Source organism: Mesorhizobium amorphae CCNWGS0123 (assembly GCF_001686985.1).
In the GTDB taxonomy this organism is placed as follows: domain Bacteria; phylum Pseudomonadota; class Alphaproteobacteria; order Rhizobiales; family Rhizobiaceae; genus Mesorhizobium; species Mesorhizobium amorphae.
Window position 1 is genome coordinate 343,034 of record NZ_CP015318.1, and the last position, 24,141, is coordinate 367,174.

Sequence of the window (24,141 nt, forward strand, 5' to 3'; positions counted from 1 at the left end):
TCATCGACATGCAGCCTCGACATCGACGTCCCCGCACGAACGAAATTTTAATGTAAATCAAGCGTAATCCCGACCATTATAATGATGCGTATGTGTTGGGGTTGCGCATGCCGGAATATTCTTCCTTCATCCGGTCGATCCGGGTCCGTTATCTGTCGGGATTGCTGATCTTCGCGCTGGCCTCCGCCGCGGTCATGTTCGCGCTCAACCGCGTCAATTCCTTCCGTCACGACGTCGATGCCCTCAGCGGCAATTTCGTCATCTTCGGCCGCGACCTGCGCAACGCCACCAATTTCGCCGAGACCACCGGCACCGCCTGGCGGGCCGAAACCCGCGACGGGCTGGTGGCGTCGGCCCGAGGCCACTCCGAGCGACTGGCCGGCGAGATCGCGACCCTGACGGCCCAGCTGGCCGCCATAAGATCACGGCTTTCGAAAGACACCCTCAACGAACTCGATTCCGCGTCCGTGAACGGGGACCTGTTCTGGTCGGCGCGCGACATGGTGCGCAACTTCAACCTGATGTCGGTGGCGCAGAAGGTCGATGAATGGAGCTATCGCGAAATCCGCAACCAGAACGACCTGTTTGCCCAGCCGATGCTGGTCCGCGTCCGCACCGCCATGGATGCCGAACGTCATCTGGCGGATGCCTCGAGCGACAGGCTGCTGTTGTGGGCGAGCGGCCTGTTGTTCGCCGTCCTTGCCATTGTCGCCATGTGGGTCTTTCGGCCGATGGAAAAGGCGATCCGCCGTGCCTTCGCCGAATCCGCAGAGTCGCTGTTCAAGGCCGAGGCCGCAGATCGCGCCAAATCCGAATTCCTGGCCAATATGAGCCATGAGATCCGCACGCCGATGAATGGCGTGCTGGGCATGGCCGAGCTGCTGGCCAAGACCGACCTGACCTCGCGCCAGAAGACGTTTACCGACGTCATCGTCAAATCCGGCAATGCGCTGCTCACCATCATCAACGACATCCTCGATTTCTCCAAGATCAACGCCGGCCAGCTGACCCTCGACCCAGCTCCCTTCCGCCTCTCCGAAGCGGTCGAGGATGTCGCGACGCTGGTGTCGGCGCGCGTCGCCGAAAAGAACCTCGAACTGATCGTGCGCGTCGACCCGCGCCTGCCCTCCTTCGTCGTCGGCGACGCCGGCCGTTTCCGGCAGATCATCACCAATCTGCTCGGCAATGCGGTCAAGTTCACCGAAAAGGGCCATGTTCTGGTCGATGTCGGCGGCGACGTGGTCGACGGCGTCATCCAGCTCAAGGTCCGCGTCGAGGACACCGGCATCGGCATTCCGGCCGAGAAGCTGCAAAACGTGTTCGAGAAATTCGCGCAGGTCGACGGTTCCTCGACGCGCCGCCATGAAGGCACCGGGCTCGGCCTGGCCATCGCCGCCCGCCTCGTCGACCTGATGGGCGGCAAGATCGGCGTCGAAAGCGAGATCGGCCGCGGCTCCGTCTTCTGGTTCGCCGTGCCGCTGCCGGCGCACCAGCAGGCCGCGAGCGATGAGATCGTGCCGGTCGATGTTACCGGTGCGCGGGTACTGGTCATCGACGACAACCCGGTCAACCGCGAGATTCTGCTCGAGCAGCTGAAAAGCTGGAGCTTCGACTGCGCGGCCGCCGAAAGCGGTGCCGTCGGCCTGGCCTTCCTCGACCGCGCCAGCCAGCTCGGCGCCTCGGTGGATTGCATCATCCTCGACTACCAGATGCCCGGCATGAACGGCGCCGACGTCGCAAGGGCGATTGCCGCCGACAGCCGCCTTGCCGCCATTCCGGTCGTGCTCTTGACCTCGGTCGACCAGGTCGATTTCGGCAAGATGGTCATCGATTTCGGCATCGCCGCGTATCTGACCAAGCCGGCGCGCTCGGCCATCCTGCTCGGCACCGTCATCTCGGTCATCCAGAAGGCCCGCGCCCAGGTCGGCAAGGCGCGCTTCGTTCGCGAGCCGGCCGCGCCGCAGGCGACACCAGCGGCCGCACCCGCCTTCACCATCATCCGCGGCCCGGCAATCCCGGCGCCGGCCGCGCCGGAGTCGGCCGCGGCAGCCAATGGTCCAATCGACATCCTCATCGCCGAGGACAATGACGTGAACCAGCTGGTGTTCGGCCAGATCCTCAGCGGGTTGGGACTGAGCTATCGTATCGCCGGCAACGGCCGCACCGCGGTCGAGATGTACCGGGCGTTGCGACCGAAGCTGATCCTGATGGACGTTTCGATGCCGGAGATGAACGGCTACGAGGCGACCGGCGCCATCCGCGCGATCGAACAGCAGAGCGGCAGCCATACGCCGATCATCGGCGTCACCGCGCACGCACTGAAGGGCGATCGCGAAAAATGCATCGAGGCCGGCATGGACGACTATCTGCCGAAGCCGGTCTCGCCCGACCGCCTCGGCACCAAGATCGGCACCTGGCTCAGCGAGACGGTGGTGGCGAAGACGGCCTAGCCACGCCATTCATGCCTCGGAGGGGCACCCTTCGCCCAATTTCATGACCGCCTATAGCCGAAATTCCTGTTGGATGCGACGGGCGCATTCGATCGGCGAGAGCAAGCCGGTGTCGATCTCGAGATCGTAGCGGTTGCCCTTGTGGACACGGTCGTATTGCCAGCGCGCCAGGCCAGGCAGCCTGTCGGCACGCTGGGCCTCCCGCGCCTCGAGCAAGGCCAGCGGCGCGAAGACGCCGACCACGTGGAGATCGAAGCCGGACAGCAGCGCCTGATACTCCGACATCTCGTCATCGCAAAGCACGTCATCGACGATGAGGTTGTTGCCCTGCCCGGCCATGGCGGCAACGGCGTGCCGCATGCCTTGCATAGCTCGCCGGCCGACCGGACCTGCCTTGATGACGACGGACGGTTTGCCGTCCTGCCAGACAGTCTCGAAGCAAAAGCCTTGCGCATGGTCCTGCAGCGTCTCGGGCAGCATCTCCAGAAAGGCGTCCATCTGCACATGCAGGAACGGCTCGGCCGTGATCGTCTGCAGCGCCCTGGCGATCGAACTCTTGCCGGCGCTGCCGACGCCGTTGAGCAGGACAATTTTGGCTGTCACGTCAGAACCCCTCCTAGCCAGGATTTGCGATCCACGACCTACCGGTTCCGCACCACGATACAGGCGCCGCCGACGCTTTGCAGTTTCTGGCAAATGACGTTGGCGGCGGCGCGATTGTCGACACCGATGCGGACCGCATAGATGCCGCGCCGCCCGATCGGCGTGCGCACCCGGCTGACGACCGGGTCATGGCCGGAGAGCAGGGCCGGAAACCGGCCCCTCACCCGCAGCCATTGATTGATCGCAGCACCCCGGCGGAAATTTCCAGCCACCTGAACGCCCCATGGCTTGACGTTGATCGAGGCCATCGCCACGGTTCTCGACATGATCACCGGCAGTTTGCGGCAAGCGACGGCGAAGCTCATCTTCTTGTCGAGCGGCTGGATGGTGCCGGCATAGGTGGTGTCGGTGAACTTGTCGGCGGGTTCACCCATGATGTCGAAGACGTAGCTCTCGGTCTCCATCGGCAGGAAGCCGCCGGAACTCAGCCAGCGCGACACGCGGCTCTCGCCGGCATTGTAGGCAGCCGCCGCCAGGCCGAGATTGCCGAAGCCGACCTTCATTTCGGCGAGATATTTGGCGGAAGCCGGGATCGCCTGCTCGATGTCGAAGGAGTTCGCCAACCCTCGCATCTTGGCGGTCCCCGGCATGAACTGGGCGATGCCTTCCGCCCCGACCGGGCTCACCGCATTCGGATCGAAGCGGCTTTCCTTCCAGATCAGGCGGGCGAAAAAGTCCTTGGGCAGGGCATTCTGGTCGGCATGCGCCTCGATCAGGTCGCAGACCCGGTTGATCAATCTCTTGGCGGCGGATTGCGGCGGATCGGCCTCGACAGCCGTCGTCCAGCCCAATCCGCAAAGCAGGACCAGCGTCGCCCTGAGGAAACGCCGCATCAGACCTACTCCGCTGCAGCCTTGCCGTGTTGCCCAAACCGCTGCTCGATATAGTCGGCGACCATCTTCTCGAAATCCGCTGCGATCGAAGGGCCGCGCAGCGTCGCCGCCTTCTTGCCGTCGACGAACACCGGCGCCGTCGGCGTCTCGCCGGTGCCTGGCAGGGATATGCCGATATCGGCATGCTTGGATTCGCCGGGGCCGTTGACGATGCAGCCCATCACCGCGACCTTGAGGTTCTCGACGCCGGGATATTTCTCGCGCCAGACAGGCATGTTCTTCCTGAGGTCGGCCTGGATGTTCTGCGCCAGTTCCTGGAACACGGTCGACGTCGTGCGGCCGCAGCCTGGGCAGGCGGCGACGATCGGCACGAACTGGCGGAAGCCCATGGTCTGCAGCAATTCCTGCGACACCTGCACTTCGCGGGTGCGGTCGCCATTCGGCTCCGGCGTCAGCGAGATGCGGATCGTGTCGCCGATGCCTTGCTGCAGCAGGATGCCCATCGCTGCGGACGAGGCGACAATGCCTTTCGAGCCCATGCCGGCCTCGGTCAGGCCGAGATGCAGCGCGTGGTTGGAGCGGGTGGCGAGTTCGGTGTAGACGGCGATCAGGTCCTGCACGCCGCTGACCTTGGCCGACAGGATGATCTTGTCACGGCCAAGGCCGATCTCCTCGGCCATCTCGGCCGACAGGATCGCCGACTGCACGATCGCTTCACGGGTGACTTCCTGGGCGGTGAGCGGAAAGCCTTGCGCCTGGTTTTCGTCCATCAGCCGGGTCAGCAGCTCCTGGTCGAGCGAACCCCAGTTGACGCCGATACGCACCGGCTTGTCGTATTTGATCGCCATCTCGACGATCGCCGCGAACTGGCGGTCCTTCTTGTCCTTGAAGCCGACATTGCCCGGGTTGATGCGGTATTTGGCCAGCGCCTCGGCGCAAGCCGGATGATCGGCCAGGAGCTTGTGGCCGATATAGTGGAAATCGCCGACCAGCGGCACGTTGATGCCGAGCCGTTGGAGCCGGTCGCGGATGGCCGGCACGGCGGCGGCGCTCTCGTCGCGGTCGACGGTGATGCGCACGATCTCGGAGCCGGCACGATGCAGCGCTGCAACTTGCGCCACGGTCTGGTCGATATCGGCCGTGTCGGTATTGGTCATCGACTGCACGACGACAGGCGCAGCGCCGCCGACGACGACGCCGCCGACGTCGACGCCGACCGACGTGCGGCGCGGGAAAGGAGAGGAAAAATACCCGGTCATGGCCGGCCGCCTCTTAGCTAGAAGGTCCAGGCATGAGGTGGAGGAGCAAAGATGGCTTGTCAATGGCAAGCAGTCGCGGCAAATCGCCGGGAGGCCAGGAAAGCCTGGCGTTCACGAGAGTCGCATTCCGGCTTCGCCGGTGACGACAACAGCGGGATGTTGGATTTCAGAACAAACCACCAACCCCGGCGGCATGACTGCCACCGGAACGTTGATTGCGCACCGAAGGGGGCGCGCGCTGTTTGCTAGTGGAGCGTCAGTGCGTCGTCGGTTTTGCCTTCAGCTTTTCAATCTCGTCCTTGATTGCCAGCTTGCGCCGCTTGAGATTCACGATCTCGAGGTCGTCGACCGAAGGATGGTTCATCGCGTCGGTGATTTCGCGCTCGATGTCGCCGTGTTTCCGCTGCAACTCATCAAGATGGGATGCAAGAGACATGATTGGTTCTCCCTTTCATGGTTTTCCTCGATTGCAGCCGCCAAAATGCGTCCACCGCCAGTTCGCATCTGTGACAGCGCGATGACACTCTGCCACCATCCGCCGTCGATGTCGAATGCCCTGTGGTAGCATTCCACGACAATGTGAAATGTGATAAGGCCTGCGCACCGGTGGCAAAATCCCGCCGGCCCCGCCCAATCAGGCCCATCCTTTGGGCGCCGCTTACGTGCAGACGGTAGATTATGTCCGAACAGGAACAGGCTGAGATCCGCCTCGAATATTCCCGCCTGAAGCAGGAACACGCCGATTTCGACGCCGCCATCAACGCTATGATCGCCATGGGCTGCGACCCGCTGCAGATCCAGCGCATGAAGAAGAAGAAGCTCTTCCTCAAGGATCGGCTGATGGCGCTGGAAGACCGCATCATTCCCGACATCATTGCCTGAGCAGCGTCCGAGCCTCGCGGCTCAAACGCCTCACGCCGCGATGGACAGCCGCGCCGCGCGCTGGCGCAGCAGGACAAGCAGTTCGTCGGTCTTTTCCCTCGACGTGTCGATCGGAACCACCAGGCACATCGTCGCCTCGACCTTGCCCGGAGCCGAGAACACGGGTGCGGCCAGGCATTTCGTGTAGGCGTCGACCAGGCCCGAAGTCACGCAGTAGCCGGTCGATCTGGCCGTCGCGATGTCGGCGATGAAATCGTCGAGCTTGAGCCTGCGTCCGTCCGGCAGCACGAGGTCGTCTTCGGAGACCATGTCCTCGATATCAGCTCTTTCGAGACCGGCCAGCAGCAGCCGTCCGGAAGCCGTCCAGGGCAATGGGATCTGCAGACCGGTGGCCGAGCTGATTCGGAACGGCCTGGTGCCCGGACTGGAATGGACGATCGTGTAGCGGCCGCTTTGCAGCATGCACAATTCGGAGGTCTCGCCGGTCTGGCGCGACAGGTCGTCGACCTCCTGGCGGCCACGCCGGAGCAGGTCGTTGCCGCGCACATAATCCATTCCGTAGAGATAGAGCTTCTTGCCGAAATAGACCCGGTTGCCGTCGCCGGCCATTTCCAGCAGGCCCGCATCCACCAGCGAACGTACCAGCGTATAGGTCGTCGATCGGGGCGCGTTGACGCCCTTGGCGAGGTCGCCAATGCCGATCGCACGCTGCGTCGTATGCAGGAACTCAAATATCTCGAGCACCCGGTTGAGGCCCTTCTCGCGAGAGCCCGGGGTCTTGTCCTCGGTCGGGCTGATGTCCGGCCTATCTGTAACGCCAATACCGTCTTGCATTACTGATTCCTGATGTTAGTATCTGTCTTGTACAAGGTACAGACGTCTTTTGTAAGAGACAAATTGTCAAAAGACACATGTATCTGAAAGGGGAACACAACCACGAAAAGGAGGTCGCCATGAACGATACATCCAAGAGACGTGATTTTCTGAAATTGGGAATGGCCGGGCTCGCCACGGCCGGAGTAATCGGCGCAGCCGCCTCGGTCGATGTCCAGAAGGCGGCGGCACAAGCCGCACCCGACAGCCTGCTGCGCACCGTTCTCGAGCGCGGCAAGCTGATCGTCGGCACCGGAAGCACCAACGCGCCCTGGCATTTCGAAAACGATGCCGGCGAACTCGTCGGCATGGACATCACCATGGGCCACATCCTGGCCAAGGGGCTATTCGACGACCCGACCAAGATCGAGTTCGTCATGCAGGACCCGGCGCAGCGCATTCCGAATGTCACCACCAACAAGGTCGACATCACCATCCAGTTCATGACCATGACCGCCCAGCGCTCGCAGCTGATCAACTTCTCCAGGCCCTACTACGTCGAAGGCGTCGCGCTGCTGACGCTTCCGTCAGCCGAGAACAAGACATTCGACAAGCTGCTCGCCGGCGGTTCGGCAACACGCATTTCCATCCTGCAGAACGTCGATGCCGAGCAGAATGTCCATCTCGTCCTGCCGCAGTCACAGGTGATGCAGATCGACACCCAGGCCAACGTACTGCAGGCGCTGGAATCGAAGCGTGTCGATGCGGCCGCCGTCGATCTCTCGACGGTCCGCTGGCTGGCCTCGCGCAATCCCGACAAATATTTCGATGCCGGCAAGAGCTGGTTCTCGATGCTTTACGGCGCAGCACTGCGGCAAGGCGATCCCGACTGGCTGGCCTTCGTCAACACAGCCTTCGCGACGGCGATGTTCGGTCATGAAACGGCGCTCTACGACGCCGCATTCAAGGACTATTTCGGGCTGGAGCCGCCGGCGCGGCATCCCGGTTTCCCGGTTATCTGACAAAAGCCGGCGGAGGGGCAAGCACGCCCTTCCGCCTCCTTCTCCTCGACAGCGTGATGCCACGCTGGCTATTGAGGCGGACGCATGGGCTATACGCTCAACTTCAACCTGATCTGGCGGCATTTCGACAAGCTCTGGGGCGGGCTGCTGCTCAGTCTTGAGCTCGCCGTCATCTCGATCGCCATCGGCATCGTCATCGGGCTCGTGCTGGCGGTCTGGTATGTTTCGGCCGGGCGCGTCGTGCGGTCGATCATCGCCGCCTATGTCGAATTCATTCGCAACGTGCCGCTGATCCTGCTCGTCTACCTCGTCTTCTACGGCCTGCCGACCGTGGTCGATATCGCCTACAGCGCACCGACCTCGTTCGTCGCCACGCTGTCGCTCTACAGCGGCGCCTATCTGGTCGAGGTGTTTCGCTCAGGCCTCGAAGCCGTGCCGCGCGGACAGCTGGATGCCGGCAAGGCGATCGGCCTGACGCCCTGGCAGCGGCTCATCCATGTACGCCTGCCGACGATGCTGCGCATCACGCTGCCGGCGCTTTCGAACACCTTCCTGTCGCTGTTCAAGGACACCTCCGTCGCCTCGGTCATCTCGGTGCCCGAGCTCACCTACGGCGCCCAGTGGATCAATTTCAACACCTTCCGCATCGTCGAGGTCTATCTGGTGACCACGGCAATGTATCTGCTGACCGGCTATGTGCTGCTTTTCGCGCTCAGGCTCGTCGAGCGTCGGTTCAGGGCGGCGCGCTGACATGCTGGGCCAGATCATCTACGCCTTGCCGTTCCTCGCCGAAGGCTTCGCCGTGACGCTGTGGGTGTCGCTGCTGGTCGTGGTCCTGTCGCTCGTGGCCGGTGTCGTGCTGGGCGTTGGCCTCGTCTACGGTCCGGCGCCGGTGCGCTGGGCAGTGCGCATCTTCAGCGACACCATCCGCGGCATCCCGATCCTGGTGCTGATCTTCTTCGTCTATTACGGCCTGCCGGCCGTCGGGATTCACCTGCAGTCCTTCTGGGCGGCGGTGCTGGCGCTGACCTTGTTCAAGACGGCGCAGGTCGTGGAATATCTGCGCGGCGCCGTCGGCTCCATTCCCAGGGGCCAGTCCGAAGCGGCGATGGCGATCGGGCTGACCTTCCGCCAGCGGCTGGCCTACGTCATCTTTCCGCAGGCCTTCAGGCGCTTCCTGCCGCCCTGGATCAACGGCGTCACCGATGCGGTCAAGGGCAGCGCGCTGGTCTCGCTGCTCGGCATCACCGACCTGATGCAGGCCATCAACCAGGTCATCGGCCGCACCTACGAGGCCATGCCGCTCTATATCCTCGGCGCGCTGGTCTACTTCGCGGTCAACTACGCGCTTTCGCTCGCCAGCCGGCGTCTGGAACAGCGCTTCGCCTTCATTCGGGAATAGCAAGAATGTCCGATGCCTCCAATGCCGCGCTGCTCGATGTGCGTGATGTTTCCAAGGCCTTCGGCACTGTCGAGGTGCTGCGTGCCGTCAGCCTCGAGGTGAAGCGCGGCGAGGTGGTGACCATCATCGGGCCGTCGGGCAGCGGCAAGACCACGCTGCTGCGCTGCGTCAACTTCCTCGAAAGCTACGACAGCGGCTCGATCCGCATCGACGGCAAGGAGGTCGGCTATCGCGATGCCGGGACACGCCAGCACCGCAGCGAGCGCGATCTGGCGGCGATGCGCGCCGAGACCGGAATGGTCTTCCAGAGCTTCAACCTGTTCCCGCATCTGACCGCGGCCGGCAACATCATGCTCGGCCTGCGCAAAGTGCGCGGAAAGAGCGAGGCCGAGGCGCGCCAGATCGCCGAGCACTGGCTCGGCCGGGTCGGCCTCGCCCACAAGGCCGACAGCCTGCCGGCCGAGCTTTCCGGCGGCCAGCAGCAGCGCGTCGGCATAGCCCGCGCGGTCGCCATGGAGCCGAAGATCCTGCTTCTCGACGAGATAACCTCCGCACTCGATCCCGAACTGGTCGGTGAGGTGCTGGCCGTCGTGCGCAGCCTGGCCGAGGACGGCATGACGATGCTGATGGTCACCCATGAAATGGCCTTTGCGCGCGATGCCTCGAGCCGCATCGTCTTCATGGCCGATGGCGGCGTCAGCGCTGTTGGCCCGCCGGCCGAAATCCTGGCGGCGGAAGCGTCAAACGAACGCCTGCGCAGCTTTCTGGCGCGGTTCCGCGCCTCGCATTTCTGACACCGGACAGCGAAAGCTGCCGCAAGGAGCATTTGATGACGCCTTACATCCGGCTCGCCGAGCTGGGCCTGATCCTGCCCGAGCCACCGACGCCGATCGCCAACTTCGTCACCCATGCCGAGAGCGGCCGGCTGATCTTCCTCTCGGGACAGGGGCCGCTGCGCGCCGACGGCACGCTGTGCACCGGCAAGGTGGGCGAAGACGTGACCGTCGAGGAAGCCTACCAGCATGCCCGCCTCACCGGCCTCAACCTGCTTGCCGTCATGCATGCGGCGGCGGGCGACCTCGGCCGCATCGTGCGCGTCGTCAAGCTGCTCGGCTTCGTCAACGCCATCCCGACCTTCAGCGACCATCCAAAGGTGGTCAATGGCTGCTCCGATCTTTTCGCCGAGGTCTTTGATAGGATCGGCGGGCATGCCCGCTCGGCGATCGGCGTCGGCTCGTTGCCGGGCAACATCACCGTCGAAATCGAGGCGGTCGTCGAGATCGCCACCTGATTTGTTAGAAATGGATCTGCCGAGATGAACACCTATTCCGCTGACCGCTCCAACCTGCCAATCCGCGACCGGCTCGGCCTGCGCCCGATCATCAATGTCTCCGGCACCATGACGACGCTCGGCGCCTCGATCATCGTTCCGGAAGCGATCGCGGCAATGGCGGAAATCGCCTCGCAATGGGTCGAGATGGACGATCTGCAGCGCGCCGCTAGCACGGTGATCGCGCGCCTGACCGGCGGCGAGGCCGGCTTCATCACCGCCTGCTGCGCCAGCGGCATCACCATGGCGATCGCCGGCGCGATGACCGGAACCAACCTTTTGGCGATCGAGCGCCTTCCGGACGACACCGAAGGCCTGAAGTCCGAGGTCGTCATCCAGCTTGGCCACATCGTCAATTACGGCGCGCCGATCGACCAGTCGGTCCGGGTGGCCGGCGCCAAGGTCGTGCCCGCCGGCACGGTCAGCGTCACCCAGGACTATCATGTGCGCGAGGCGATCAACGACCGTACGGCCGCCGGGCTCTACGTCGTTGCGCACCACACCGTGCAGTACGGCATGCTGTCGCTGGAGGAATTCTGCGAGATCTGCCACGCCAAGGGCGTCCCGGTGATCGTCGACGCGGCTTCCGAATACGACCTGCGCAGCTTCCTTGCGCGCGGCGCCGACATCGTCGTCTACAGCGGCCACAAATTCCTCTCGGGACCGACCAGCGGCATCGTGACGGGACGCAAGGACCTGGTGCGCACCGCCTATCTGCAGAACCGTGGCGTCGCCAGAGCGATGAAGGTCGGCAAGGAAAGCATCGCCGGCACCATGGCGGCACTCGAGGCCTGGGAGCGGCGCGATCATGCCGGCATTCGCCGGCGCGAGGAAGCAGCGCTCAACCTGTGGCAGGACGCGCTGCAGGGCCTGCCCGGCATCACCGCGCGCATCATCCCCGACCCGACCGCCAATCCACTCGACCGCCTGCAGATCTTTGTTGCGCCCGAGAGCCGCTTCACCGCCGCCGGCCTCGCCTCGGCGCTTGCCGCCGGCTCGCCGCCGATCATCGTGCGCAACCACGAAGTCGAGCGCGGCCATTTCTTCCTCGATCCGTGCAATCTGCATCCCGGCGAGGCGGAAATCGTCGCCGAACGGCTGCGCGCCGTGTTGAGCGCGGCTGAGCGCCCCGCGGATGCCATGAGGCAACCCCGCAAGGAGTCCTCCGGCGCCTTGCGGTGGCCGGATTAGATGCTTCCCGATCCTTGCGACCCTTGGCGAATTCCGCTAAGGCGCGCCTTTGCCGCCGGGAGCAAGCGCTTGAACGATCACCGCGCCGACGTCGCCATCATCATGGGCAGCCAATCCGACTGGGCGACGATGCGCCATGCCGCCGAGACCTTGGAGGCGCTGGGCGTTGCGCACAAGCGCCTGATAATCTCGGCCCACCGCACGCCGGACCGGCTTTATGACTTCGCCAAGGGCGCCAAGGCGGCAGGCTACAAGGTGATCATCGCCGGCGCAGGGGGTGCCGCGCACCTGCCCGGCATGACCGCGGCGATGACGCCGCTGCCCGTATTCGGCGTGCCGGTGGAATCGAAGGCGCTGTCCGGCCAGGACTCGCTGCTGTCCATCGTGCAGATGCCGGCGGGCATTCCCGTCGGCACTTTGGCCATCGGCAAGGCCGGTGCGGCCAACGCGGCACTTCTTGCCGCCGCCGTGCTGGCATTGCACGACGAAGAACTCGCCGACCGGCTGGATGCCTGGCGCGCCGCCCAGACCGCCAAGGTCGCCGCCGAACCCACGGACGCGCCGTGAGCCTGCCGGCGGGATCGACCATCGGCATCATCGGCGGCGGCCAACTCGGCCGCATGCTGGCGATGGCCGCGGCACGCCTCGGCTACCGCACGGTGGTGCTCGAGCCGCAGGCCGATTGCCCGGCGGCCCAAGTCGCCAATCGGCAGATCACGGCCGCCTATGACGATGCCGCCGCACTCGCCGAACTGGCGGCGGCCAGCGCCGTCGTCACCTATGAATTCGAGAACGTCCCGGTCGTTTCAGCCACGGCACTGGCCGCCAAGGTGCCTGTCTATCCGCCCGCGCGGGCGCTGGAAGTGTCGCAGGACCGTTTGGCGGAAAAGAATTTCCTCAACGGCATCGGTATTCCCACGGCGGATTATTGTCCCGTCGACAATGACGGGGAGCTGACGGCGGCGCTGAAGAAATTTAACGGCAGCGGCATCCTGAAGACGCGGCGAATGGGCTATGACGGCAAGGGCCAGCGCGTTTTCCGCAACATGGAAACCGGCGGCTTTGCCGGCACCTGCGAGGCGATGGGCAATGTGCCGCTGATCCTCGAATCCTTCGTCGCTTTCGAGCGTGAAATCTCGGTGATCGCGGCGCGTGGGCTGGGCGGTGGCCTTGCCGCCTACGATCCGGCCGAGAATGTGCATCGCAACGGCATCCTTCACACCTCGACCTTGCCGGCCGCGATAAGGCCTGAAACCGCGGCCGTGGCGCAGGCTGCGGCCGCAAAGATTCTCACGGCGCTCGATTATGTCGGCATCATCGGCGTCGAGTTCTTCGTCCTTGCCGATGGTTCGCTGCTGGCCAACGAGATGGCGCCGCGCGTCCACAATTCCGGCCATTGGACCGAAGCCGCAGCAACCGCCTCACAGTTCGAGCAGCATATCCGCGCCGTCGCCGGCCTGCCGCTGGGATCGCCTGCCCGCCATTCCGACTGCGTCATGGAAAACCTGATCGGCGACGACATCCTGCGCGTTCCGGCCCTGCTCGCCGAGCCCGACCTGATGCTGCATCTCTACGGCAAAGCCGAGGCGCGGCCCGGCCGCAAGATGGGCCATTTCACGCGCGTCAGCCGCCGCGCCTGACGTTTTGTCTATTGGGGATCGTCGCCCTCGTCCTCGTTCGGACTGTCGCAACTCACGTCGCCTTCCTGGCAGTTGGCACCGGAGGTGAGCTGCTTGATCCGCTCATTGGTCAATTCCGTCAGGCATTGCGAAACCTCCATCGGATGGATGGAGCCACCCTCGCTGTCCGCGGTCGTGTACGCGCATTCCGCGTCGCGGAAAGTGATCCAGGCGCGCTGGGCGGTCTGCAGCAGCTTGTTGGACTTGTCGTCGTTGCGGCCGACAAGGTCCTGGTAGGCCGCGTTGAGCTTCGCGTCGGCCGCCTGGTAATCGGCGCCGGCGCAGATGGTCATCATCGACTGGCTGTCGTCGCTGCGGTCGCATTCTTGTGCTTGCGCGGCTGACCCGGCCGCAAGGACCACGAGACAGGCGGACAAAAGAAGGCGGCGCATGGTGTTCTCCGATTTGCTTCGCGGCGACGGCACCATTCCAGCCGGACCCGTATCGCGCAATGCCGCTCGGTGCGGATGGCGAATATTTGATGGGCAAGGTCACTTGCCGCATATCGGAAGCGCTGTTGTGGCTGACTTGCGGTTGACATAGGCAAGGCTCCTCGTTTATGAGCCACGCACAAGTTGAAAGGCGCGTCTTCGGGCGCGCCTTAAAAATTCGGCCCGGACCGGGCCCAGACCGACGGGCAAGACCATGAAGATCAAGAATTCGCTCAAGGCGCTGAAGGCGCGTCATCGCGACAACCAACTGGTTCGTCGCAAGGGACGCATCTACATCATCAACAAGACCGCCCCGCGTTACAAGGCGCGCCAGGGCTGAGTTTTTGCACGCGCGGCTCATGTTGCCGCGCCTGCATGATGTTAATTGCCGGCCTGCCGGCCCTTTCACGCTAAAATCACTTTGACGATCCGCCGTCCGGGGCTAGATTCCGGCGATGCGGATTCTTTTTGCATTGATCCCGGCCCTGCTGCTTTCCGGCATCGCCTTGCCGGCCGCCATCTCACCGGCCTGGGCGGACGATCCTGTCGCGCCTCCGGTTGCCGCGACCAAACAGGCACGCCTCGACCAGCTGTTCGTCGACCTGAGGCGCGAACGCAATGAAAAGGCCGCCGAGCGCATTGCCGGGCGCATCTGGAGCGAATGGTTCCAGTCCGGCAGCGCCTCGATCGACCTGATGATGCAATGGTCGCAGAAGGCCATGGAAAACCAGAAATACGACGTCGCGCTCGATTTCCTCGACCAGGTGGTGACCTTGCAGCCGGCCTATGCCGAAGGCTGGAACCGGCGCGCGACGGTGCATTTCATGATGAAGAACTACGGCAAGTCGATGTCCGACATCGACCGCACGCTGCAACTCGAGCCCCGCCATTTCGGCGCGCTTTCGGGGCTGGCGCAGATCATGGCCGAGACCGGCCACAAGCAGTCGGCGCTTGAAGCCTGGCAGAAGGTGCTTGCCATCTATCCGATGATGCGCAGCGCCCAGGACCAGGTCGGTACGCTGTCGGAAGAGCTTGCCGGCGAAGGCATTTGATGCGCAGGCTTGCAGCACAAAAACCGCTGCGCCCCTGAACTATTTCCGCTCCGCTCCGTACTTCCTGCTCATGAACCTCATCTACGCCGCGTTTGCTTTCCTCCTGGCGCTGGTCTTCGCCTTTGCCGGCGTCACCCGCGCCGGTGCATGGCTGATCGAGCGGCGCAATCCACCGGCCGGCGACTTCGCCGATATCGGCGGCGCGCGCATCCACTATGTCCACGTGCCGGCGCCGGCCGATGCCGACCTGCCGCCGATCGTCTTCATTCACGGCGCCAGCGCCAATCTTGCGGATCAGATGCTGCCGCTGAGGCCCCTGCTCGAAGGCCGCGCCGAGATGCTGTTCCTCGACCGTCCCGGCTTCGGCTGGTCAGGACGCGGCAACAACGAGACCCCGTCGGCGCAGGCCAACACGATTGCGGCGCTGATGGATCGCCTCGGCATCAAAAAGGCGATCGTCGTCGGCCATTCCTTCGGCGGCGTGGTCACCGCGGCCTTCGGGCGCGAGCATGCCGACAGGACGCTTGGCCTGGTCTTCCTTTCGCCCGTCAGCCATCCCTGGCCGGGCGGCGCGACCGCCTGGTACTACAAACTGACGACGGTTCCGGTCGTCGGCCGGCTGTTTTCCGAAACGCTGGCCTATCCGGCGGGAACGCTGCAGATGGACGCCGCCACCACGTGCGTCTTTTCCCCCAACAAGGTGCCGGACGGCTATGTCGCCGCGGCCTCGATCCCCCTGGTGCTGAGGCCCGCCGCCTTCCGCGCCAATGCTGTCGACGTGGCGGGTCTCTACGACTATGTGCTCGACGCCGCGCCGCGCTACCACCACATCAAGGCGCCGACCGTGATCATCTCGGGCGACCGCGACAAGATCGTCTACGCGACGGTCCATTCGGTTGGCCTGGCGCGCGACATTCCCGGCGCCGAACTGGTCTGGGTGCGCAATCTCGGCCACAAGCCCGATTGGATCGCCCCCGATCTCGTCATCGGCGCGATCGGCAAGATCGCCGGCAAGGATCTGGACCTGCAGGCAATGGCAAGGACCGTGGAAGCACGCATCGCCGGCGACACGCAAGGCGCCAAATGTCCCGATCTAAAGGTGCCGGAAGCCGAACTCGCGCCGACCTAGAGCATGATCCCGAAAAGTGGAAACCGGTTTTCGGAAAAGATCATGCTCGAACAAAGATTTCGCAATCGGACAGCCCAGCCTTAGCGGCTCGGCTGCGTCTCCGACCCGACATAGGCGATACGAAGCATATTGGTCGAGCCCGGCGTCCTGAGCGGCACGCCGGCGGTGATGATGACGCGGTCGCCCGGCTTGGCGAACCCTTCGTCGATGGCGATGCGGCAGGCGCGATCGACCATGTCGTCGAGGTCGACCGCATCGGGCGAGACGACGCAATGCGTGCCCCACAGCAGCGACAGCCGCCGCGCCGTATTGAGGATCGGCGAGAGTGCTACGATCGGCACTTGCGGGCGTTCGCGCGCAGCGCGCAGGCCGGTGGTGCCGGAGGCCGTATAGGTGACGATCGCCGACAGTTTCAGCGTCTCGGCGATCTCGCGGGCGGCGAGCGAAATGGCGTCCGCACCCGTCGCTTCCGGTTCAGAACGCTGCGCATTGATGATGCCGGCATAGGTCGGGTCGGTTTCGACCTTGGTGGCGATCCTGTCCATCATCGCCACAGCCTCGACCGGATAGGCGCCGGCCGCCGATTCGGCGGAAAGCATAATGGCGTCGGCGCCTTCGAACACCGCGATCGACACATCCGAGACCTCGGCGCGGGTCGGCACCGGTGCGGTGATCATCGATTCCAGCATCTGCGTGGCGACGACCACCGGCTTGCCGGCGCGGCGCGCCGCGCGCGTGATCTGCTTCTGGATGCCGGGCACGGCTTCGAGCGGCATCTCGACGCCGAGATCACCGCGGGCGACCATCAGGGCGTCGGAGAGCTCGATAATCTCCGACAGCCGGGCGACGGCCTGCGGTTTTTCGATCTTGGCCAAGATCAGCGCCCGGCCGCGCGCGATCTTGCGCGCTTCGGCGAGATCCTCCGGCCGCTGCACGAAGGATAGCGCCACCCAGTCGACGCCGGCACCCAGCACCGCGTCGAGATCCTTGCGGTCCTTCTCGGTCAAGGCGCCGACCGGCAGGTCGGTGTCGGGCAGGCTGACACCCTTCTTGTCGGAAATGGTGGTGCCGGCAACGACCGTGCAGACGATCGACTTGCCGTCACTCTTCACCGCCCTCAGCTCCAGCTTGCCGTCGTCGATCAGCAAACGGTGACCGGCCTCGACCGAGCTCAGGATTTCGGGATGTGGCAGATAGACCCTGCTCGACGTGCCGGGCTCCGGATTGTCGTCGAGCGTGAAGGTCTGGCCGACGGCCAGCACCTCCTTGCCATTGGCGAACTTGCCGACGCGCAGCTTCGGCCCCTGCAGATCGGCGAGGATGCCGATGGGACGACCGACGGCTTCCTCGACAGTGCGGATGCGGCCGACCAGCGTGCGCATCAAATCGTGGTCGGTATGGCTCATATTGATGCGGAAGACATCGGCACCGGCTTCGAACAGCTTCTTCAGCATCTCCTCGGAGGAGGAAGCCGGACCGATGGTGGCGAGGATCTTGACCTTGCGGTTGCGTCTCATTGACTGTTTGTTCCCGGGGCGGGGGTCGCCGGAGCGCCTCCCGTTGCGGGCTCGTCGGTCAGCTGGACCATCCAGCTTGCCTGCTCGCCCGTGTCATATTCCTGAAATCCGGCGCGCTGGAAGCCCCGGGCGACGCAATCGGTTACGCCGGCGATCTTGAACTCTTTTTCGGCCACGCACATGTTGATCGGGCCATCCCAACGCCCGCCGCGCTCGGCGTCTTCTGCATAAAGATAGTAAAACCTTGATGACAGCGGCCCTTCGATCAGCGTCTTGCAGCTCGACCCTTCGATATGCCACCAGCCCTCGGTGATCCAGCCGGCCTTGGCGCGGTAGCCGATGCCGACGCCGACCAGGTTCTGCGTGGCGTTGCAAACGCGGAAGTCGGCGCGGGCGGGCGAGGCCGCAACCATGGCGGTGAGGCCGACGGTGACGATCAGGACCGGCAAGGCAAAGGCACGGCGCATGCGCGGCCTGCCGGCGAAACCCATCCTGAAACCCCTCAAGAACCACATCTGCATCTCTCGACGCCCCTTTTCGGAAAACTCCGGGCGCATGTCAACGCGCCGTTCTGTCCAATTCCAATCGATTTAGAAAGCCCCCGCGGACGATCTGTCGCCTTGTGTCGGATTTTTCGCAGAAACCGTGGCCAAACAACGGCATTGCGCCTGCGCCCTCTTCGTGGAATGACGATACCACCCTCCCCGGAAGCCAGCGACCAGACCATTTTCAGACAATGACCCGATCCACAGTTTTCGCGCCGTTCGATATCGTCGAAGGCGACCGCAAGCGAGGCATCGTGCTTCTTGGCGATCACGCCCGCCGCGAACTGCCGGAAGAGTATGGCAGCCTCGGCCTGCCGGCTAAGGAGTTCGAGCGCCACATCGCCTACGATATCGGCGTCGAGGCCGTGACGCGCGAGCTGGCGGCAATGCTCGGCGTGCCGGCGGTGTTGGCCAATTTCTCGCGGCTCTTGATCGACCCCAATCGCGGCGAGGACGACCCGACGCTGATCCGCCAGCTCTATGACGGCACCATCGTGCCGGGAAATTACCCCATGGCGGCGGAAGAGCGGGAGAGACGGCTCGACAGTTTCTACCGGCCCTATCACGATGCCGTAGGCGCCATGATCGCCTCGGTGGCGCAGGCGTCCGCGAAAGCGCCCTTCATCTTCTCCGTGCACTCCTTCACGCCGGCCATGCAGGGCATCGAGCGCCCATGGCATGTCGGCATATTGTGGGATCTTGACGACCGGGTGGCGCGGCCGCTGATCGACATGCTGGCGGCCGACAAGAGCCTCGTCGTCGGCGACAACGAACCCTATGACGGCGCGTTGCGCGGCGACACAATGTTCAGGCACGCCATCGTCAACGGCTTTGCCCATGCGCTGATCGAGATCCGCCAAGATCTGATCGCCGACAGCAAGGGCGCAATGCAATGGGCCGAACGGCTGGCCCCGATCGTTGACGTGATCGACCGCCGTCCCGATATACATCGGGTGAGAATGTTCGGCTCGCGCACCGGGCCGCTGTGACGGAGAGCCGACAATGACCGAACTCAGCGACGAACAAAGACGCGATTTCGAGGCCGCCGCCTTCCGCCGGCTGGTGGCGCATCTGCGCGAACGCAGCGACGTGCAGAACATCGACCTGATGAACCTCGCCGGCTTCTGCCGCAACTGCCTGTCCAACTGGTATCGCGACGCCGCCGAAACCGAGGGCGTTGCCCTGTCGAAAGACCAGTCGCGCGAGATCATCTACGGCATGCCCTATGCCGAATGGCAGGCGCTCAACCAGACCGAGGCTTCCGACGCCAAGAAGGCGGAATTCGAGGCAAGACGTCCCAGGGATCACTAGAGCAATTCCAGGAAAAGCGCGCAGCGGTTTTCCGTCCGGAATTGCGTGAAAACAAAGAGATAGAGCAGTTCTGCGTTTCCATGAAACGTTGTACCGATCGAGGTCAGCGAACGACGCACTGACTTAGTTCACAAAAACTCCTCGTAGAAAGACACGAACGTCGCTTATCGATTGATCGGCCGCAGCCGCATTGTACTCTTCCCGGTGACCATAGTGCTCGGTGCCGGTCTTGAATCCTGGGGAGACAAATGCGTGACGAGCGCCCTTGAAGACGTCAAGCTGCACGGGGCTTCCCTTGCCGCTGCGATGCGCCATCATCTCCTGGCATTTCTTGGCGGGGGTCCAATCGTCAAGTTCGCCTATCAGGATCAAGGTCGGGACCGCCATGTCGCCATTCGCGGCCGAACAATTCGGATAGTAGGCAATCGCTGCCTTGAACTTGCCCTCCATAAGCCGCTCGGCGCCACCAAGTTGCACGGCCTCGAGCGTTGTGATCCCGCCAGCGGAGAACCCCATCAACGCTATGCGCTGCGGGTCGACAAAACTGTATTTCGATAGGAACTCCAAGGCGCCGTAGGCGTCATAGACGCGATCAACAAAGTGGAGGCCATCACAGGTCTCCTTTATGCCGCGCGTGCTGAAGCTATCGACAACGAGGACGACGTAACCCCAGGAAGACAGCCGCTCGGACCAGGTTTTCTCTCCACCTGGGAATAGACCCGAACATCCGTGGAGGACCACGACAGCCGGGAACTTCCCCTCACCCGGCGGCCGCGTCAGATACCCGTTCAATGGCGTGCCGGGAATGGCTTGGACCACATGCCCGTTTTGTTGCGCAATGCGGACCTGAAACGGCGTTGGCTTCACAGCCGCGCTTTCAAATTGCACCGGCTGGCCAGCATCTGCATGTACGACATAAAGATAGCTGCCAATACAAAGGCTAGCCACACAAACAACCTTTTTAACAGCCTCAAAGGTTTTCTCCGCAATTATTCCGCAGGAGCACGACTGTCTCTTCTCCAGAGGATGAGCGGTTTCGTTATTTTAGTCCACAACTTGCACTCCCATGTCGCGTGATTGTGATCCTGTTGTGATCTCCTTGAGGGACCGCGCGGCTTTCAAGCAGATCCGACTGGGTTTCAGCTTTGCTTACAACGCATGCTGCATGGCTCGCCGGCGCGCCAGGCGACGGGAGGTCCATGACGGCGCTCATGGCGCGGCTTGGCCCAAACACTTTCGGTCCCCGACGCTTGACTGAAAATTGAATCGATCTAATTTCCCGCTCAAAGCCATTTTTGTACCGGATTCTCGACTATGGACGCGCAAAGCCTCATGCAGGCTGCCATTCGCGGGCGGTGGGCTGTGGCCGGCATCTTCCTCGCCAATGGCTTCCTGACCGGCAGTTGGGCGCCGCAGATTCCGGTGTTCCTGACCCGGCTCGACATCTCGAAGTTCACGCTCGGCCTGCTGATCCTGCTCTTCGGCGCCGGCGCGGTGACCGCCATGACCTGGTGCGGCCATCTCATCTCCAGGCATGGTTCGCGCAGCGTGCTGCGCTGGTTCGGCCTGTGCGGCAGTCTCGGCCTGCTGGTCGTGGCGCTGGCGCCCAACGTGCCGCTGGCGTCCATCGCCATGTTCATCTTCGGCGGTTCGATCGGCGGCATGGATGTCGCCATGAACGCCAATGCGGTGGCCGTGGAAAGAAGGCTGTCCCGCGCCATCATGTCGTCCTCGCACGGTTTCTGGAGCCTCGGCGGTTTCGCCGGCGGTGCGCTCGGCGGCTTCGCCATCCAGAACTACGGCCATCTTGCCCATGCGACAGTGGTGACGGTGCTGGCCTTCGCCGTGATCGCGCTGGCTATCGGCTACCTCATCGCTGAGGACAAGCCCGCGGTGGCCGAGCACCAGAAGTTCTCGTTGCCCGGAAATCCGCTGGTCTATCTGGTCGGACTGATGGCCCTGCTGACCATGATTTCCGAGGGCGCAGTGCTCGACTGGGCGGCGCTCTACCTGCAACAGGAACTTGGCGCCGACCTTGCCATCGCCGGCCTCGCCTATGCCGCCTTTTCCGGAGTCATGGCCGTCATGCGCTTCCTTGGCGACGGCGTGCGCAACCGCTTCGGCGCGGTGGCGACGCTGCGCGGCTCAGCGCTTGTCGCCGCCGCCGGCATGCTGGTCGCCGGCCTGTCGCCCTCGCCCTGGCTCGCCATCGCGGCCTTTGCCTTTTGCGGCTTCGGCATCGCCAACATGGTGCCGATCATCTTCTCGGCCGGCGGCAACCAGGAAGGCATGTCGTCCGGCACCGGCATGAGTGTCGTCACCACGATGGGTTACTCAGGCATTCTGGTGGCCCCGTCGGCGATCGGCTTCGTCGCCGAGCATTCGAGCTTCGGACCGATTTTCGTCGCGCTGTCGGGATTGCTTGTCATCGTGCTTTTGATGGCGGGGCTTGCTCACCGTGCCGAATTCGCGCCGGAGCCGGCACCGGCCGAATAACGCTTCAGTTCCTCGTAGAGGAAATCCGCGACGCGGCGGATGCGTACGCTGCTGCGCACATCGCGGTGCATGGCCAGCCATACCGGCAGCACCGGCAGCGTCAGCTCCGGCAGTATCTTCTCCATCATTGGATCGCGGTCGATCAACGGCCCCTGGCCAAAGCCAATGCCGTTTCCCGCCCGCACCGCCTCCCACAGCACGATCTGGTTGTCGGTCCTGAAGCGAAAGGCATTGCGCGTGAGCGAGATGCCGAACTGGGTAAAACCGCGAATGATCTCGTCGCTGCGGTCGAAGCCAATCAGGTCATGCCCGACAAGATCGCCGGGCTCGAGCGGCCGGCCCCGCCGGTCGAGATAGGATGGTGCCGCGCAGAGGCAGAGCGGAATATCGGCGACCTTGCGCGCCACCAGTTCGTTCTGCGCCGGCTTGACCATGCGGATGGCGATATCGGCATCGCGGCGCAACAGGTTCTCGACCTGGTTCGAAGCGACGATCTCGACCTCGATGCCGGGTTCCTCGACACCGAGCCGCGCCGTCATCTGCGGCAGCACACAGGCCGCCACCACTTCGCTGGCAGCGATGCGCACCGTGCCCTCAATCGCCTCGACTGATCCCAGCGCCAGCAGCGAAAAGGCGCTCGCCTGTTCGCTGACGGCCCGACCACGCTCGTAGAGCGTGCTGCCGGCCTCGGTCAGTGCGTAGCCGCGCCGCCCACGCCGGAACAGCGTCACCCCAAGCGCCTGCTCGAGTTCCGCGATATGGCGACCAAGCGTCGGTTGGCTCGCCGCCAGCTTCCGCGCGGCGGCGGACAGGCTGCCGGTTTCAGCCACAGTGACGAAACTCTTGATCAGGTTCCAGTCGATGTCAGTCATTCAAAATTGAATATCAGATCGCCGATCTCAGTCAATTTCCATTCGTTTGCAAAGGCTCCACATTTGGGTCCTCAACGCAAACACGGAGACGAAAAATGACCAAGATCGCAATCCTCGGCGCCAATGGCCGGCTCGGCCGCGTGGTCGCCAGCGCCTTCATCGACGCCGGCTACGACGTCCGCACCGTCACCCGCAGCGGCAAGGTGCCGGCGGAGCTCAAGGGCGCCACGGCTGTCGCCGGCGATGCCCTCGACCGCGACGCGCTGATCCGCGCCACCGAAGGCGTCGACATCATCTTCAATGGCCTGAACCCGATCTACACCGACTGGGGCAAGTGCCTGCCGATGGCCGAAAACGTCATGGCCGCCTGCCGGGCAAATGGCGCCCTGCACCTTGCTCCGGGCAATGTCTACAATTTCGGCTCGCCCATCCCGGCGGTGATTTGGGAAGACACACCGTTCCACCCGACGACCGAAAAGGGCCGCATCCGCATCGCCATGGAGGAACTTTTTCGCCGTGAGGCGGACACTGGGCGTGTACGCACCATCCTGCTCAGGGGCGGCGATTTCTTCGGCGGCACCGGCAGCGGCTCCTGGTTCGATCTGATCGTCGCCGCCAAGATGAACAAGGGCATCTATACAGCACCTGGGCCGGTCGATCTCGTGCATGAATGGGCCTATTTGCCGGATATGGCCAAGGCCTTCGTCGGCCTGGCGCGGAACCTCGACAAGCTCGGGTCCTACGAGGCACTGAACTTTCCGGGACATGCCGTCACCGATCTGGAGATCAAGGCGGCGGCCGAGAAAGCACTCGGGCGTACGCTCAGGCTGACGTCGATGCCATGGTGGGTGCTGCGCGCCGGCAGCCCGTTCGTGGCGATGTGGCGCGAGATCGTCTCGATGTCCTACCTGCGCTTCGAACCGCACAGGCTGGCCTCGGCAAGGCTGGAAGGCATCATTGGTCCGATCCCGCATACGCCGCTGAAGACGGCCGTTGCAGATGCCCTCAACGACATCGGAATTGCGACCGTCGGGGAGAACCGCAAGGCGGCCTGACCACGCCCGCCAGTGGTCGCTTCGGCTCAGATCCTGCCCATCAGCAGCAGGATCAGCAGAACCACCAGAAGAACGCCGACGATGCCCGACGGGCCATAGCCCCAGGCGCGCGAATGCGGCCATGCCGGCACCGCGCCGATCAAAATGAGGATCAGAATGATGATGAGAAGGGTGCTGATCGTCATGAATAGTCTCCCGCCTTGAAGGCC

The 24,141-nt window shown here is 63.8% G+C and carries 28 protein-coding genes; 17 read left to right on the forward strand and 11 right to left on the reverse strand.

Annotation, left to right across the window (positions count from 1 at the left end; all coding sequences use genetic code 11):
- The first annotated feature begins 107 nt into the window (after nucleotides 1–107).
- Complete coding sequence (locus A6B35_RS01575) at nucleotides 108–2,450, forward strand: response regulator (RefSeq protein ID WP_006203809.1); 2,343 nt, start codon at nucleotides 108–110, stop codon at nucleotides 2,448–2,450.
- Nucleotides 2,451–2,501: 51 nt separating this feature from the next.
- Here the strand turns inward: A6B35_RS01575 and A6B35_RS01580 are convergent, their stop codons facing one another.
- The 4 genes from A6B35_RS01580 to A6B35_RS01595 form a co-directional block, all read right to left on the reverse strand.
- A complete protein-coding gene (locus A6B35_RS01580; protein WP_006203810.1) occupies nucleotides 2,502–3,053 on the reverse strand; it encodes a chloramphenicol phosphotransferase CPT family protein in 552 nt (183 codons plus the stop codon).
- A gap of 38 nt (nucleotides 3,054–3,091) precedes the next feature.
- Complete coding sequence (locus A6B35_RS01585) at nucleotides 3,092–3,946, reverse strand: lytic transglycosylase domain-containing protein (RefSeq protein WP_006203783.1); 855 nt, start codon at nucleotides 3,944–3,946, stop codon at nucleotides 3,092–3,094.
- A 5-nt stretch (nucleotides 3,947–3,951) separates the two neighbouring features.
- Nucleotides 3,952–5,205 (reverse strand): flavodoxin-dependent (E)-4-hydroxy-3-methylbut-2-enyl-diphosphate synthase, encoded by a 1,254-nt coding sequence (gene ispG / locus A6B35_RS01590; RefSeq protein ID WP_006203780.1) that lies wholly within the window; start codon nucleotides 5,203–5,205, stop codon nucleotides 3,952–3,954.
- A gap of 256 nt (nucleotides 5,206–5,461) precedes the next feature.
- A complete protein-coding gene (locus A6B35_RS01595) occupies nucleotides 5,462–5,641 on the reverse strand; it encodes a YdcH family protein (RefSeq protein WP_006203778.1) in 180 nt (59 codons plus the stop codon).
- A 242-nt stretch (nucleotides 5,642–5,883) separates the two neighbouring features.
- On the opposite strand from A6B35_RS01595, the gene A6B35_RS01600 reads away from it, so the two are divergent.
- Nucleotides 5,884–6,087 (forward strand): YdcH family protein, encoded by a 204-nt coding sequence (locus A6B35_RS01600; protein WP_006203777.1) that lies wholly within the window; start codon nucleotides 5,884–5,886, stop codon nucleotides 6,085–6,087.
- Between the two features lie 30 nt (nucleotides 6,088–6,117).
- Here A6B35_RS01600 and A6B35_RS01605 read toward each other — a convergent pair whose 3' ends face one another.
- Entirely contained in the window at nucleotides 6,118–6,921 is an 804-nt protein-coding gene (locus tag A6B35_RS01605) for an IclR family transcriptional regulator (RefSeq protein WP_040583241.1), read from the reverse strand.
- A gap of 119 nt (nucleotides 6,922–7,040) precedes the next feature.
- On the opposite strand from A6B35_RS01605, the gene A6B35_RS01610 reads away from it, so the two are divergent.
- The 8 genes from A6B35_RS01610 (at nucleotide 7,041) to A6B35_RS01645 (ending at nucleotide 13,485) form a co-directional block, all read left to right on the forward strand.
- Nucleotides 7,041–7,922 (forward strand): transporter substrate-binding protein, encoded by an 882-nt coding sequence (locus tag A6B35_RS01610; protein ID WP_040583245.1) that lies wholly within the window; start codon nucleotides 7,041–7,043, stop codon nucleotides 7,920–7,922.
- 84 nt (nucleotides 7,923–8,006) lie between these two features.
- Nucleotides 8,007–8,672, forward strand: coding sequence for an amino acid ABC transporter permease (locus A6B35_RS01615; RefSeq protein WP_006203774.1), 666 nt, complete (start codon nucleotides 8,007–8,009; stop codon nucleotides 8,670–8,672).
- Between the two features lies 1 nt (nucleotide 8,673).
- Nucleotides 8,674–9,324 carry an amino acid ABC transporter permease gene (locus A6B35_RS01620; protein WP_006203773.1) on the forward strand — a complete coding sequence of 217 codons (651 nt, stop codon included), beginning with the start codon at nucleotides 8,674–8,676 and terminating at the stop codon, nucleotides 9,322–9,324.
- 5 nt (nucleotides 9,325–9,329) lie between these two features.
- The gene (locus A6B35_RS01625; protein ID WP_006203770.1) at nucleotides 9,330–10,118 is read left to right on the forward strand and encodes an amino acid ABC transporter ATP-binding protein; all 789 of its coding nucleotides are present in this window, start codon (nucleotides 9,330–9,332) and stop codon (nucleotides 10,116–10,118) included.
- A gap of 35 nt (nucleotides 10,119–10,153) precedes the next feature.
- Nucleotides 10,154–10,615, forward strand: coding sequence for a RidA family protein (locus tag A6B35_RS01630; RefSeq protein ID WP_006203769.1), 462 nt, complete (start codon nucleotides 10,154–10,156; stop codon nucleotides 10,613–10,615).
- Nucleotides 10,616–10,639: 24 nt separating this feature from the next.
- Nucleotides 10,640–11,845, forward strand: a complete 1,206-nt coding sequence (locus A6B35_RS01635) for an aminotransferase class V-fold PLP-dependent enzyme (protein WP_006203768.1) — start codon at nucleotides 10,640–10,642, stop codon at nucleotides 11,843–11,845.
- Nucleotides 11,846–11,914: 69 nt separating this feature from the next.
- Entirely contained in the window at nucleotides 11,915–12,412 is a 498-nt protein-coding gene (purE, locus tag A6B35_RS01640; RefSeq protein WP_006203767.1) for a 5-(carboxyamino)imidazole ribonucleotide mutase, read from the forward strand.
- Nucleotides 12,409–13,485, forward strand: a complete 1,077-nt coding sequence (locus tag A6B35_RS01645; protein WP_006203766.1) for a 5-(carboxyamino)imidazole ribonucleotide synthase — start codon at nucleotides 12,409–12,411, stop codon at nucleotides 13,483–13,485. Before purE ends, A6B35_RS01645 begins: the two co-directional genes overlap by 4 nt.
- A gap of 8 nt (nucleotides 13,486–13,493) precedes the next feature.
- Here A6B35_RS01645 and A6B35_RS01650 read toward each other — a convergent pair whose 3' ends face one another.
- The gene (locus A6B35_RS01650) at nucleotides 13,494–13,916 is read right to left on the reverse strand and encodes a lysozyme inhibitor LprI family protein (RefSeq protein ID WP_006203765.1); all 423 of its coding nucleotides are present in this window, start codon (nucleotides 13,914–13,916) and stop codon (nucleotides 13,494–13,496) included.
- Nucleotides 13,917–14,169: 253 nt separating this feature from the next.
- Between A6B35_RS01650 and ykgO the strand changes: the two genes are divergently transcribed.
- From ykgO to A6B35_RS01665, 3 genes are all read left to right on the forward strand, one after another.
- Nucleotides 14,170–14,295, forward strand: a complete 126-nt coding sequence (gene ykgO / locus A6B35_RS01655; RefSeq protein WP_006203764.1) for a type B 50S ribosomal protein L36 — start codon at nucleotides 14,170–14,172, stop codon at nucleotides 14,293–14,295.
- A gap of 115 nt (nucleotides 14,296–14,410) precedes the next feature.
- Nucleotides 14,411–15,007, forward strand: a complete 597-nt coding sequence (locus A6B35_RS01660) for a tetratricopeptide repeat protein (protein WP_006203762.1) — start codon at nucleotides 14,411–14,413, stop codon at nucleotides 15,005–15,007.
- Between the two features lie 70 nt (nucleotides 15,008–15,077).
- On the forward strand, nucleotides 15,078–16,136 hold the full coding sequence (locus A6B35_RS01665; protein ID WP_040583243.1) for an alpha/beta fold hydrolase: 1,059 nt from the start codon (nucleotides 15,078–15,080) through the stop codon (nucleotides 16,134–16,136).
- Between the two features lie 80 nt (nucleotides 16,137–16,216).
- On the opposite strand, the gene pyk is transcribed toward A6B35_RS01665, so the two are convergent.
- Complete coding sequence (pyk, locus tag A6B35_RS01670) at nucleotides 16,217–17,653, reverse strand: pyruvate kinase (RefSeq protein WP_006203760.1); 1,437 nt, start codon at nucleotides 17,651–17,653, stop codon at nucleotides 16,217–16,219.
- A complete protein-coding gene (locus A6B35_RS01675; RefSeq protein WP_192182114.1) occupies nucleotides 17,650–18,210 on the reverse strand; it encodes a DUF1036 domain-containing protein in 561 nt (186 codons plus the stop codon). Before A6B35_RS01675 ends, pyk begins: the two co-directional genes overlap by 4 nt.
- Nucleotides 18,211–18,389: 179 nt before the next feature.
- Between A6B35_RS01675 and A6B35_RS01680 the strand changes: the two genes are divergently transcribed.
- Entirely contained in the window at nucleotides 18,390–19,187 is a 798-nt protein-coding gene (locus A6B35_RS01680) for an N-formylglutamate amidohydrolase (protein WP_006203757.1), read from the forward strand.
- Between the two features lie 13 nt (nucleotides 19,188–19,200).
- Nucleotides 19,201–19,509, forward strand: coding sequence for a DUF1244 domain-containing protein (locus A6B35_RS01685; RefSeq protein ID WP_006203755.1), 309 nt, complete (start codon nucleotides 19,201–19,203; stop codon nucleotides 19,507–19,509).
- A 123-nt stretch (nucleotides 19,510–19,632) separates the two neighbouring features.
- Here A6B35_RS01685 and A6B35_RS01690 read toward each other — a convergent pair whose 3' ends face one another.
- Nucleotides 19,633–20,457 (reverse strand): dienelactone hydrolase family protein, encoded by an 825-nt coding sequence (locus A6B35_RS01690; protein WP_040583240.1) that lies wholly within the window; start codon nucleotides 20,455–20,457, stop codon nucleotides 19,633–19,635.
- A gap of 366 nt (nucleotides 20,458–20,823) precedes the next feature.
- Here A6B35_RS01690 and A6B35_RS01695 point away from each other — a divergent pair, with 366 nt between their 5' ends.
- Entirely contained in the window at nucleotides 20,824–22,005 is a 1,182-nt protein-coding gene (locus A6B35_RS01695; RefSeq protein WP_040583238.1) for an MFS transporter, read from the forward strand.
- On the opposite strand, the gene A6B35_RS01700 is transcribed toward A6B35_RS01695, so the two are convergent.
- The gene (locus A6B35_RS01700) at nucleotides 21,963–22,877 is read right to left on the reverse strand and encodes a LysR family transcriptional regulator (protein WP_006203746.1); all 915 of its coding nucleotides are present in this window, start codon (nucleotides 22,875–22,877) and stop codon (nucleotides 21,963–21,965) included. The two genes, A6B35_RS01695 and A6B35_RS01700, sit on opposite strands and share 43 nt — an antisense overlap.
- Before the next feature lie 95 nt (nucleotides 22,878–22,972).
- On the opposite strand from A6B35_RS01700, the gene A6B35_RS01705 reads away from it, so the two are divergent.
- Nucleotides 22,973–23,932 carry an SDR family oxidoreductase gene (locus A6B35_RS01705; protein ID WP_006203745.1) on the forward strand — a complete coding sequence of 320 codons (960 nt, stop codon included), beginning with the start codon at nucleotides 22,973–22,975 and terminating at the stop codon, nucleotides 23,930–23,932.
- 26 nt (nucleotides 23,933–23,958) lie between these two features.
- On the opposite strand, the gene A6B35_RS01710 is transcribed toward A6B35_RS01705, so the two are convergent.
- Complete coding sequence (locus A6B35_RS01710; RefSeq protein WP_006203743.1) at nucleotides 23,959–24,117, reverse strand: DUF3309 family protein; 159 nt, start codon at nucleotides 24,115–24,117, stop codon at nucleotides 23,959–23,961.
- Nucleotides 24,118–24,141 lie beyond the last annotated feature (24 nt).